We start from the raw sequence: 12,662 nt of genomic DNA on the forward strand, positions 1-12,662 counted from the left end.
TCAACACCAGTCTGTCTATTTTGCAGTCATCGTGATAGGCAACCGATTCCTAATGTGTCTAATCCATGGTTTTTAACGGGTTCATGCCGAATAATGGTCCTTATTGCTATTATTTAGCAAATAAAGTCATCTCGGGGTGGACAAAAGACCAGTCCATCTTTAAAATGCGCCCAATTTGCCGAAAATCCACCTTGAAGGTGTTTTTTGCATTGATTAAGATCGCTAAATCTGAATTAATATGCAAATACAATGACTGAATATTCCTTGGAGGGTGTTTTGATAAAGTCAGCGCTATTGGTTCTGGAAGACGGAACCCAATTCCACGGTCGGGCCATCGGGGCAGAGGGAACGGCAGTGGGGGAAGTGGTCTTCAATACATCGATGACTGGTTATCAAGAAATCCTCACCGATCCCTCCTATTCCCGCCAAATCGTTACTCTCACTTATCCCCATATCGGCAATGTTGGCACCAACGAAGACGACGCAGAATCATCCCACATTCAGGCTCAGGGCCTGGTTATTCGCGATTTACCCCTTATCGCCAGCAACTATCGTAGTACCGGCTCGTTATCCGATTACCTAAAGCAGAATAATGTTATCGGCATTGCGGATATTGATACCCGTAAACTGACCCGATTGCTGCGTGAGAAAGGTGCGCAGAACGGCTGCATTATTGCCGGTGACGCACCAGACGCCGATCTGGCCTTGCGCAAGGCGCGTGAGTTTCCGGGTCTTAAAGGTATGGACCTGGCTAAAGAGGTCACTACCGCCAAACCCTACAGCTGGACCCAGGGCAGTTGGCAGATGGGTTCTGGTCTGCCGGCGCCGGTCGCGGCGCACACTTTGCCCTACCATGTGGTGGCCTACGATTTTGGCATCAAACGCAACATCATGCGTATGCTGGTAGACCGCGGCTGCCGTTTGACGGTGGTACCGGCCCAGACGCCGGCCGACGACGTGCTGGCCATGAATCCCGACGGCATATTCCTGGCGAACGGCCCGGGTGACCCGGAACCTTGCGATTACGCCATTGCAGCCATCCAAACTTTTCTGACCACCGAGACGCCGATATTCGGCATTTGCCTCGGTCACCAGTTGCTGGCCCTGGCCAGTGGGGCCAAGACTGTTAAAATGAAGTTCGGCCACCACGGTGGCAACCATCCGGTAAAAGACCTCGTTGCCAACCGGGTGATGATCACTGCCCAGAACCACGGTTTTGCCGTCGATGCGGCTTCGCTGCCCGCGACACTGCGGGTGACGCACACCTCGCTGTTTGATGGCTCATTACAGGGTTTGCATCGTACCGATAAACCGGCATTCTGTTTTCAGGGGCACCCCGAAGCCAGTCCTGGCCCCCATGATGCTGCGCCGCTGTTCGACCATTTTATTGAGTTGATCAAGATATATCGTTCTCAGGTAAAATAATCAGGAGCAAAACAATGCCAAAACGTACAGATATAACCAGTATCCTGATTCTGGGTGCCGGTCCGATAGTTATCGGCCAGGCCTGTGAGTTCGATTACTCTGGAGCGCAGGCGTGCAAGGCCCTGAGGGAAGAGGGGTATCGGGTGGTGCTGGTTAACTCCAACCCCGCCACCATTATGACCGACCCTGATATGGCGGACGCCACCTACATTGAGCCGATTCATTGGGAAGTGGTGCGCAAAATCATCGAGAAAGAGCGCCCTGACGCCATTCTTCCGACCATGGGTGGCCAAACCGCGCTTAACTGCGCACTGGATTTAGAGCGTCATGGCGTGCTGGCTGAATTTGGCGTAACCATGATTGGTGCTACCGCTGATGCCATTGATAAGGCCGAGGATCGGCAGCGTTTTGATAAGGCCATGAAAAAAATCGGCCTGGAAACCGCGCGCTCCGGTTTTGCCCATAATATGGAAGAAGCCCTGGCCGTGGCGGCCGACGTTGGTTTTCCTTGCATCATTCGCCCCTCGTTCACCATGGGTGGCTCCGGCGGCGGTATTGCTTATAACCGCGAAGAATTCGAGGAGATCTGCGAACGTGGTCTTGATCTTTCCCCTACTACCGAACTGTTGATCGATGAATCGCTGATTGGTTGGAAAGAGTATGAAATGGAAGTGGTGCGCGATAAAAACGATAACTGCATCATTGTCTGTTCCATTGAAAACATGGATGCCATGGGCATCCACACCGGTGATTCTATAACCGTGGCACCGGCGCAGACCCTTACGGACAAAGAATATCAAATTATGCGCAACGCCTCGATGGCGGTACTGCGTGAAATCGGCGTGGAAACGGGGGGTTCCAACGTGCAGTTTTCAGTTAATCCAGAAAACGGCCGGCTGATCATTATAGAAATGAACCCACGGGTGTCGCGGTCCTCGGCCCTGGCATCCAAGGCTACCGGGTTTCCGATTGCCAAGGTGGCCGCAAAGCTGGCGGTGGGTTATACCCTTGACGAACTGATGAACGACATCACCGGTGGGCGCACACCCGCGTCGTTTGAACCCTCCATCGATTATGTTGTGACCAAGATCCCCCGCTTCAACTTCGAAAAATTCGCCGGTGCCAACGATCGCCTGACCACCCAAATGAAATCAGTGGGTGAGGTGATGGCGATTGGTCGTACTCAACAGGAGTCGTTGCAAAAAGCCTTGCGCGGTCTGGAAGTCGGCGTAAACGGTTTTGACCCTAAGGTTAGCCTGGATGATCCGCAAGCGTTGACCACTATCCGGCGCGAGTTAACAGATGCCGGATGCGATCGGATTTGGTATATCGCCGACGCTTTTCGTGCTGGACTGTCGGTGGATGACGTCTTCGGCCTGACCAATATCGACCGTTGGTTCCTGGTGCAAATTGAAGAGCTGGTCACGTTGGAAAATGTGGTGGCGGCACAAGGTGTTGAGGCTTTGGACGCGGTTTTTCTTCGGCAGCTCAAGCGCAAAGGTTTTGCCGATGCTCGCCTGGCCACTTTGGCCAGGGTGCCCGAAAGTCAGATTCGCCAGTTGCGTGAGACCTATGATCTTCACCCGGTATACAAGCGGGTGGATACCTGCGCGGCCGAGTTTGCCACCGATACCGCCTATATGTACTCCACCTATGATGACGAATGCGAATCCAATCCTACCCGCGATCGTGAAAAAATCATGGTGCTGGGCGGCGGGCCGAACCGCATTGGTCAAGGTATCGAATTCGACTACTGTTGTGTGCACGCCTCGTTGGCGCTGCGCGAGGATGGTTATGAGACCATTATGGTCAACTGTAACCCGGAGACAGTGTCCACCGATTATGATACCTCTGACCGGCTCTATTTCGAACCGGTGACGCTGGAAGACGTGTTGGAGATCGTGCGCATCGAACGGCCGAAGGGGGTTATTGTACAATATGGCGGGCAGACCCCGCTTAAACTGGCCCGTGAGCTGGAAGCTGCAGGGGTGCCGATCATCGGTACCAGTCCGGACTCTATTGACCGTGCTGAAGATCGTGAGCGTTTCCAGCACGCGGTAGAACGTCTGGGCCTTAAGCAACCGGCCAACGCCACTGTAACCACTATCGACCAGGCGGTGGAGAAAGCAGCGCTGATCGGTTATCCGCTGGTGGTTCGTCCTTCCTATGTGTTGGGTGGCCGGGCCATGGAAATCGTCAATGATGACGTGGATCTGCTGCGTTATTTCCAAACGGCAGTCAGTGTTTCCAACGATGCGCCGGTGCTGCTTGATCGCTTCCTGGACGACGCAGTGGAAGTGGATGTGGATGCCATCTGCGACGGTGAACAGGTGCTTATCGGCGGTATCATGGAACATATCGAGCAGGCCGGGGTGCATTCCGGCGATTCGGCCTGCTCGTTACCGGCGTATACCCTGAGCCAGGAAATTCAGGATGTCATGCGCCAGCAGGTGAAGCAGTTGGCGTTTGAACTGAAGGTGCGTGGCCTGGTCAACGTGCAGTTCGCGGTTAAAGCTAATGAAGTCTACCTGATCGAGGTCAATCCGCGCGCCGCGCGTACGGTGCCGTTTGTTTCCAAGGCCACCGGCGTTCCTTTGGCGAAAGTGGCGGCTCGCGTGATGGTAGGGCAGTCCTTGGCCGCGCAAGGGGTAACCAAAGAGGTGATCCCACCTTATTATTCGGTGAAGGAAGTGGTGCTGCCGTTTAATAAATTCCCCGGTGTCGATCCGATTTTGGGGCCGGAAATGCGTTCTACCGGTGAGGTCATGGGTGTCGGTCGTACCTTTGCTGAAGCCTTTGCCAAGGCCATGCTGGGCAGTCAGTCCACGATGAAGAAGTCTGGGCGGGCATTATTGTCGGTGCGCCAGGGAGATAAAGGCCGGGTGGTTGATCTGGCAGTGAAACTGCTCAGGCATGGTTTTGAACTGGATGCGACTCACGGCACCGCAGTGGTGCTGGGCGAAGCGGGCATTAACCCACGACTGGTCAATAAGGTTCACGAGGGGCGGCCGCATATTCAGGATCGGATTAAGAACGGGGAATACAGCTATATTGTCAATACCACCGCTGGACGGCAGGCTATTGCGGATTCAAAGCTTATCCGCCGCAGTGCGTTACAGTATAAGGTGCATTACGACACCACGATGAACGGCGGGTTCGCCACCGCCATGTCGTTGAACTCCGATCCGACTGAACGGGTCATTTCTGTCCAGGAAATGCATAAACAATTGCTGGGGAGATAAGTTTAATCCTGACTGCTAGGCGAATAATAACGCCCGGCAGCCAGGATTGAGCTGTCTATGTTCTGGTCAGTATGTAATGTGCTCGAAGATTGGCCATTGTTCACTTTTACTCACTGGCGGCACGCTGATGCAGTGGCTTGACCAGGCTTAAGCGAACGTTGATATAGCTGAACGGGGGTGACGAGGTTCGTTATACCGCTGGGTATACGTTGCCACCGAGTTCACAGGAGATCTTCCATGTGGAAGCTGAAGTCACCTTTACTGGTCGTTGCCTCAGCGGTGCATTTCGAAGACGCTACCGTCTCTCCTTTCAAAATCAGATCTTCGCGGCCGCGCCGGGTTACGCAATAGACCTCACCCTGTTGTAAAGACTCAAGAGCGTGCGCCAAATTGTTCCGCAGCGCGGTATAACTAATGGTCCGCATACACTTCTTTCCTTCTATCAATAATTGTTTCCGGCGCCGTGGCGCCGGGTCTATCAGTTGAGCTTAATATTGGGAATTTCGAAGCGTGGTGAGATGATGCCGTATAATGTCCAGCCGAGGAAGGTGACAATGGCACCCCACATCATCGCTTCTTCTCCTGAGCTATAAAGTGCATAAAAACTGTACATCGCGCCGATAAATGCAATCCCATTGGTCATTTTCGCTTTTTCCGGTGGTAATCCTGCCGCCTGCTGAATCACTACAGTGGCGGCCATGGACAGAATGTATGGAATAATATTGGTTACCACTGCCAGATTGACCAGCACATTGAACTGTTTATTGAGCGACGGGCTGATGGTCATCAGCGACAATCCGGTCTGGATGATGCAGATAATCAACATCCCCTTGATCGGTGCATCAGCCTTACTTGTATGGGAAAAAACTCGGGGGAAGTAACCGGCGTCGGCGGATGACTTGAATACCTGCGCGATAGTGAATTGCCAACCCAGTAGTGAACCAACGCAGGACATAATCATCAGCGCCATAATGATTTTGCCAATAAAAGGGGTAAACATATAGGCGAATGCCAGTCCAAACGGTGCAGTAGAATTAGCCAGTGCGCTATTCGGCACAATGCCAGCGATAACGTTGGTGGACACGACATAGATAACCGCCGCGCCAAGTGTGCCACCTAATACGGCGATGGGGACATTGCGTTCTGGATTATCGACCACATCCATATTGGCACATGCTGATTCTAGCCCCAAAAATGCCCAAAGCGTCATGGAAATAGATGCGCCGATAGCCTCGAAGGTCGGTGTGGCGTGCGGGTTCCAGGCAGCAATATAGGCGGACCCGCTAAACCAAAACCATCCGAATATGGAAATGCCCACCACCGGTATTATCACGCCCCAAATGGTAATACTGCTAATGCTCCCGGTAAGACGTGCGCCGCCAAAATTGGCTATTGTAGCCAGCCAGAGCACTGCGATAGTAGCGATGCAGATCCCCAGCGGCGTCAGGCTATGGCCCATAAGCTCAGTGCCGTACCCTACAGCAGAAATTGCAATGGCGACATTTGCGATCAGGAGGGAAACACCATAGGTGTAGTTGGCCATAAAATTGCCGGATTTGCCAAAGGCATACTCCGCATACCCTCCCATGCCGCCGGTTTTTCGGCTAAACATACCACATTTGGCAAAAGCAAACGCCAACGCCATTGATCCTACGGCCGTAACCAACCAGGATACGATGGATATGGTACCGACCTCTGCCAGCTTAGTGGGTAGCATGATGATACCTGAACCCATCATATTTACGGCAGTCAATATAGTGAGTTGAACCACACCCATTTTGTTTTTTGACTTGGTCATAATCATTTTCTCTTAGTAAGAATCATCACTTTTGCACCAATACGGAAGGTATTGCCCACGTGAGCCGTTATTGGTCTGCAGCGTTTTATCAGAAGGTTATGATTTAATGACATAACCGCAGGCGTGTTTGATCCCATCCTGATCGCTTTCAAGATAGACGCCTTGTAATTCGGGGGAAAAACCGGGTAGCTGATTGATACCTTCCTCCAAAGCGAGGAAATAACGCTGTACCGGACCACCCCAAACTTCTCCCGGTACCATGCACAGTACTCCGGGGGGGTAAGGCAGCGCCCCTTCGGCGGCAATGCGTCCTTCTGCTTTGCTCAGACGCACTAGTTCGACGTGGCCACGTACCAACTCGCTGTTGGCATCCTGAGGATTCATCGCTATACGGGGGAAATAGGCCTGGCGGAACATTTCTTTTTGCAGTTGCTTTACATCGTAGCTAACGTACAAATCATGCATTTCCTGGCAAAGGCGCCGGAGGCCATAACCTTGATAACGTTGCTTGTGGTTGGCATAAATCGTTGGCAAGACTTCGTTCAACGGAGCATCTTCGGACACATAACGTTCAAATCGTGCAATTTGCGCAACCAGATGCTGCATTTTCGCCATATCCTCAGCTGGCGTGAGCAGAAAGAGGATAGAATTCAGATCGCATTTCTCTGACACAATACCGTTTTCGCGCAGAAAATTAGCCAGTATGGTCGCGGGAATGCCGAAATCGGTATATTGACCGCTGGCGCTATCAATTCCTGGTGTCGTTAACAGCAGTTTGCACGGATCAATAAAGTATTGGTTTTTCGTGTAGCCTTCGAATGCATGCCATTTTTCATCCGGTACGAAGTCAAAAAAACGTAGATCCTTGACCATAATCTCAGTGTCAAAATCCTGCCAAGGGCGTCCGTCGATGGTGAGTGGTACAAAAGGCTTAATCATCGAGCAGGTGTTTAGCACGATTTTTCTGGTTTCTATCCCCAGTTTCACGCAATCTGCCCAGAGACGTCGCCCGCTTTCACCGGCATGCATTTTGGTATTGACATCGAGTGCCGCGAACAGTGGATAAAATGGGCTGGTGGATGCATGCAACATAAACGCATTATTGAATCGTTTATGATTACAGTAACGGGACTGGCCCTTGATATGTCGATCTTTTTTATGTATTTGTGAGGTTTGCGAAAACCCTGCCTGCTGTTTATGAACCGACTGGGTAACGATAATGCCCGGATCGTTTTCGTTCAGTTCCAATAATAAAGGTGAACACTCTTTCATCATCGGGATAAATTGTTCATAACCGACCCAGGCTGAATCAAACAGAATGTAGTCGCATAGATGGCCGATCTTGTCCACTACCTGGCGCGCATTGTAAATCGTGCCGTCATAGGTGCCCAGTTGAATAACCGCCAGGCGAAACGGCCTCCGTTCGCCGGCGCGCTCGGGCATGACATGGCGAATTTGCTCCCGCAGGTAATGCTCGTCAAAGCAATGGGCATCTATCCCGCCAATAAAACCAAACGGGTTACGCGCGGTTTCCAAGTAAACCGGCGTCGCGCCTGCCTGGATGAGTGCGCCATGGTGCACTGATTTATGGTTGTTGCGATCAAATAGCACCAGATCTCCCCGTGACAGTAGGGCGTTGGTGACTACTTTATTCGACGCCGAGGTGCCATTTAGGACAAAATAGGTTTTATCGGCGTTAAATACTTTGGCTGCCTGCATTTGTGCGGCGCAGGCCACCCCTTCATGAATCAATAAATCACCCATTTTGACGTCGGCGTTGCACATATCAGAGCGGAATAACGTTTCACCAAAAAACTCAAAAAACTGACGTCCTACCGGATGTTTTCGAAAAAATTGTCCCCCTTGATGGCCGGGACAGGCAAAGGTGGTATTTCCCATTTCCACGTATTTTTTTAATGCGGAGAAAAACGGCGGCAAGAGTTCGCTCTCATATTTTTCCGCAGTGGCCTCCAACTGTTTCCCGTAAAAATCAGCATTGCCATCGCCCAAGGTGAATACGCCATTAATTCTCGAAAGATCTTGGCTATCCAATTCTTCATTACTATTGATGGCGACAAATATGGGAATATTCAACCCAGTGAGCCTGATGGTATCGAGCGCGCCATCATGGGCCTCGCGCAATGACAACACCACCGCTGCGACATCTGAAAAGTCAGAATAATTAATATCCACTATGGGTCGATGAGTATTAAAACATTTATCAAGTCCACGACTGGTGGCAATTTTTAACTGGTTCATATATAAACATTCTCCTAATTTAAAAAAAAGATTAAATTTTGGTCAATAGGGGCCCAGCTACCCAATGTAGCGTTTTATAAATAATGGGCACTCTATGACCTTTTGTTAATAGATGCGAAACACTCCGCAAGTGGGATAGATAATTTCCACGGCAATAGCCATTGCTCAAGATAAATGAGATCGTCTTGATTGAAAATATTTCAGTGGAAACAGGTCAATAGCAGGCCCGCTTGGATGGAATGATATTCCTTGGGGGGTTATCTGAATGAAAAAAATGAGAAAGAGAAATAGTCGCGAAACCGCGGCATCATAATATGTCTGACTCTCCGGATATGCGCCATTTTACTATTATTGTTTTCCATTTTGGTTACCTATTCATGCGTAAGAAACAGACTAACAATAGCTATACTATCGGCCGTAAGGCTATTTACCGTGATCTGTATCATGATTGGTACGGCTTTTATCGTTAGGGATTAACAGGCAAAAAGCAATTAAGTTGGCTTAATTGATAATTTTTCCATGTAGGGTTTTTTAGTAGAACGCATGATAATTCATCACGGTTTAATACAACATAGATGACAAATAAAACCATATTAATTTATTGCTAAGTGGAAAATAATAAATGACATGTACAAGTAATGAACATAAACAGCATTTAATCATTTATTCCATAAAAAATTTAGACAAAAGGTGCATTCGTGGATTTTTAATTTTTTTGAGCCCATATGCCAATCGCCCCTAATGTGTGCAGCAATTTTGCATGAGAACACATAATAACTGCATGAACTAAAAAAATATTTTTTGGTGCGTTATCGCATACAGTGTGAAAAAACACCTTTTTTGCCGTAATATGACTGTTGCTAAAATAGCACAAAAAGCTAAAATCCAGCATGTTTATGATAATATATGCCATGTACAAGTATTGACATTACCTAGCGAGAAAATCCCAAGCTTTAGTTTAATAAAGTTAATATGGTGTATGTATTGAGTTATCATGAGGAAATCTTACGTGGCGTACGGGGAATATTACACGAGCCAGCGTATTCACCGTTCGTAGTGGCGAATAGTTGAGGTTTTTGTTACAAATTAAGGCAATAACGGCTATTATTGCCCAGATTTTGCCGAGTGAATGAGCGGGATATTGGCCGATGAATAAGAGGATAGCGCAGGATCAGCAGCGGGTCATCACCCGGTTATGTATTGAATGCGCCTTGATGTTGTTGCAACACGGCGCCGAAAGCATGCTGATAGAACAGCTATCCACGCGTCTGGGCCGGGCTCTGGGCGTGGATCGCGTTGAAAGTTCCATCTCCGCCAACGCAATTGTATTGACCACTATCGTTAATGATTTTTGCCTGACCTCCACGCGCAAAAATAACGATCGCGGTATTAATATGCATGTGGTAACCCAGGTTCAACATATCGTGATAATGACCGAACATCAGCTATTGGATACAGATGATGTGGCCAAACGCTTGGCCAACATCAAGTCACTACGTTATCCCCGTTGGCTGATGGTGGTGGTGGTAGGATTGTCTTGTGGCTGTTTCAGCCGCCTTAACGGTGGGGGGTGGGATGCGTTTATCGTTACGCTGTGTGCAAGCGGTTTGGCGATGTATGTCCGTCAGTTATTGACTGCCCGGCAAATTAACCCGTTGATAAATTTCTGCATTACTGCCTTTGTCGCCACCTCTGCTTCGGGTCTATTGATGCGGGTGCCGGTATTTTCCGGCTCGTCATTAGTGGCTATGCCGGCCAGCGTTCTGTTGCTGGTACCGGGTTTTCCGTTAATTAACGCAGTGGCGGATATGTTTAAGGGGCATGTGAATACCGGCCTGGCGCGCTGGACCATGGCCAGCTTGCTGACGCTCGCCATCTGTATTGGCATCGTATTGTCCATGGCGGTGTGGGACTTTCGGGGCTGGTCATGAATCTGCTGCTGGCGTTACTGGAAGATATGCTGTTGGCGGCGGTACCGGCGTTGGGGTTTGCCATGGTATTTAATGTGCCGGTCAAGGTGTTGCGCTACTGCGCGTTGCTGGGCGCGATAGGGCATGGCTCGCGCATGCTGATGATGCATTATGGGCTAAACATCGCCTGGGCTTCCCTGTTGGCCGCCATCTTAATTGGCGTGATCGGCATTCACTGGTCGCGCTGGTTGCTCGCGCATCCCAAAGTGTTTACCGTGGCGGCGGTGATCCCCATGTTTCCAGGCATTTCCGCCTATAGTGCCATGGTCGCGGCGGTAGAGATCGCCCAGTTTGGTTACAATGATAGATTGATGTCTATTTTAGTCACCCAGTTCCTTAAGGCTGGTTTTATCGTCGGTGCGCTGTCCATAGGTTTGTCGCTGCCCGGATTGTGGCTGTATCGTAAACGCCCTGGTGTCTAACGCCTATACTGAATACGTTGCCTGGCAGCGAGCAGCCAATGTACCTGCGGCTTGAAAGCGAAAGAGCATGATCATTTTGTTAGGCGCTTTCTGAATTTTGTGACAACCAGTGGGTGAAGCTATCGACGGCTGCCAACGGTTTCCGTATAGTGGCAGCAATTTTCAAGCCTTCAAGAGTCCATATGATAATTAGCCTGATTGCCGCGTTGGCTGTTGACCGCGTGATTGGCCTAGAGAATGCCATGCCATGGCATTTGCCCGCCGATTTGGCATGGTTTAAACGTCTTACGCTTAATAAACCCGTGGTGATGGGGCGTCGCACCTATGAGTCCATAGGACAGCCTTTACCAGGACGTCGCAATATCGTATTGAGTCGCCATCCGGGTACTGACGACCGGGTTGTCTGGGTGGGGTCTCCCGATGAGGCCCTGGCCGCAGCGGGTGAGGTTGAGGAGTTGATGGTTATTGGCGGCGGTGCGATTTACCACGCTTTTTTACCAAAGGCTGCCAGGCTTTATCTGACCCATATCGACGCAGAAATCAACGGTGATACCTATTTCCCCGATTATGAGCCCGACCAGTGGCAGTCGACGTTTAGTGAGTTCCATGACGCCGACGAAAAAAACAGCCATAGCTTTTGCTTTGAAATCCTTCATCGCCGCTAAGGCTTAACCCAGGCGTGTGATATCACGCGCCTGGGCATCAGACTGAGTTTCAATCCCACGGTCATCCGGGCGGCTGGCGGGTTGACGGAAATACTGTTTATCTTCCCAGCGCAGCATGGTCAGATCGCCGCCCCAGCAGCAGCCGGTATCCAGGGCATAAATGCCCGCAGGTGTACCTTTGCCCTCCAGCGATGCCCAATGACCGAATGCGATGCTGTAGTGTTCCGACACTGGTCCGGGGATCATAAACCACGGGCGCAAGGGCGGCGGCGCGCTATCCGGTGCGTCCTTACTGATCATATCCAATTGCCCTTTGGGGAAGCAAAAACGCATGCGGGTCAGGGCGTTGGTGCTAAAACGCAGCCGTGCCAGGCCGCTTAACTCCGGTAGCCAGTTGTTTGGCATATCGCCATACATGGAATCGAGGAATAGCGGGTAACTGTCGCTCGATAACATGGCCTCGACTTCCCTGGCGCAAACACGCGCGGTATCGATATCCCATTGCGGAGTGATACCTGCATGCGCCATCACCAGCCGTTTTTCCTCATCTACTTGCAGCACCGGTTGGCGACGTAGCCAATTAATCAGCTCGTCGGCATCGGGCGCTTCGAGTAGCGTGGTAATGCGATCCTTAGGTTTATTACAACTGATACCGGCATATACCGCCAATAGATGCAGATCGTGGTTACCTAGTACCAAACGGACGCTATCGCCCAGATCGCGTACCAGACGCAGAACGCCAAGGGAGTCTGGTCCGCGTGCCACCAGATCGCCGGTGAGCCAAAGCTCATCGGTTGAGGCTTGAAAGTTTACCTGCGACAACAGCGCGTTAAGCTCGTGGTAGCAGCCGTGGATATCTCCGATTAAGTATGTCGACATAA

The 12,662-nt window shown here is 50.6% G+C and carries 10 protein-coding genes; 5 read left to right on the plus strand and 5 right to left on the minus strand.

Annotation, left to right across the window (positions count from 1 at the left end; translation table 11 throughout):
- The first annotated feature begins 276 nt into the window (after nt 1-276).
- Together carA and carB are read left to right on the plus strand one after the other, a co-directional pair.
- On the plus strand, nt 277-1,425 hold the full coding sequence (gene carA / locus SJI19_RS20120) for a glutamine-hydrolyzing carbamoyl-phosphate synthase small subunit (protein WP_323480048.1): 1,149 nt from the start codon (nt 277-279) through the stop codon (nt 1,423-1,425).
- 14 nt (nt 1,426-1,439) lie between these two features.
- Complete coding sequence (carB, locus tag SJI19_RS20125; RefSeq protein ID WP_323480049.1) at nt 1,440-4,667, plus strand: carbamoyl-phosphate synthase large subunit; 3,228 nt, start codon at nt 1,440-1,442, stop codon at nt 4,665-4,667.
- Nucleotides 4,668-4,888: 221 nt separating this feature from the next.
- Here carB and SJI19_RS24905 read toward each other — a convergent pair whose 3' ends face one another.
- The 4 genes from SJI19_RS24905 to speFL form a co-directional block, all read right to left on the minus strand.
- Nucleotides 4,889-5,092: a type II toxin-antitoxin system prevent-host-death family antitoxin gene (locus SJI19_RS24905; protein ID WP_416347579.1), complete on the minus strand. Its 204-nt coding sequence runs from the start codon at nt 5,090-5,092 to the stop codon at nt 4,889-4,891.
- 53 nt (nt 5,093-5,145) lie between these two features.
- Nucleotides 5,146-6,465: a putrescine-ornithine antiporter gene (potE, locus tag SJI19_RS20130; RefSeq protein ID WP_323480050.1), complete on the minus strand. Its 1,320-nt coding sequence runs from the start codon at nt 6,463-6,465 to the stop codon at nt 5,146-5,148.
- A 96-nt stretch (nt 6,466-6,561) separates the two neighbouring features.
- On the minus strand, nt 6,562-8,724 hold the full coding sequence (gene speF, locus SJI19_RS20135; RefSeq protein WP_323480051.1) for an ornithine decarboxylase SpeF: 2,163 nt from the start codon (nt 8,722-8,724) through the stop codon (nt 6,562-6,564).
- A 257-nt stretch (nt 8,725-8,981) separates the two neighbouring features.
- A complete protein-coding gene (speFL, locus tag SJI19_RS20140) occupies nt 8,982-9,086 on the minus strand; it encodes a leader peptide SpeFL (protein ID WP_323480052.1) in 105 nt (34 codons plus the stop codon).
- Nucleotides 9,087-9,872: 786 nt separating this feature from the next.
- On the opposite strand from speFL, the gene SJI19_RS20145 reads away from it, so the two are divergent.
- The 3 genes from SJI19_RS20145 to folA all read left to right on the plus strand — a co-directional run bounded on the left by SJI19_RS20145 (nt 9,873) and on the right by folA (nt 11,781).
- A complete protein-coding gene (locus SJI19_RS20145) occupies nt 9,873-10,655 on the plus strand; it encodes a threonine/serine exporter ThrE family protein (RefSeq protein ID WP_323480053.1) in 783 nt (260 codons plus the stop codon).
- Nucleotides 10,652-11,116, plus strand: a complete 465-nt coding sequence (locus SJI19_RS20150; protein WP_323480054.1) for a threonine/serine exporter — start codon at nt 10,652-10,654, stop codon at nt 11,114-11,116. Before SJI19_RS20145 ends, SJI19_RS20150 begins: the two co-directional genes overlap by 4 nt.
- Before the next feature lie 185 nt (nt 11,117-11,301).
- Nucleotides 11,302-11,781: a type 3 dihydrofolate reductase gene (gene folA / locus SJI19_RS20155; protein ID WP_323480073.1), complete on the plus strand. Its 480-nt coding sequence runs from the start codon at nt 11,302-11,304 to the stop codon at nt 11,779-11,781.
- A gap of 3 nt (nt 11,782-11,784) precedes the next feature.
- On the opposite strand, the gene apaH is transcribed toward folA, so the two are convergent.
- Nucleotides 11,785-12,660: a bis(5'-nucleosyl)-tetraphosphatase (symmetrical) ApaH gene (gene apaH, locus SJI19_RS20160; protein WP_323480055.1), complete on the minus strand. Its 876-nt coding sequence runs from the start codon at nt 12,658-12,660 to the stop codon at nt 11,785-11,787.
- Nucleotides 12,661-12,662: the final 2 nt, after the last annotated feature.

It is taken from the genome of Acerihabitans sp. TG2 (assembly GCF_035013185.1).
Classification (GTDB): domain Bacteria; phylum Pseudomonadota; class Gammaproteobacteria; order Enterobacterales; family Enterobacteriaceae; genus Acerihabitans.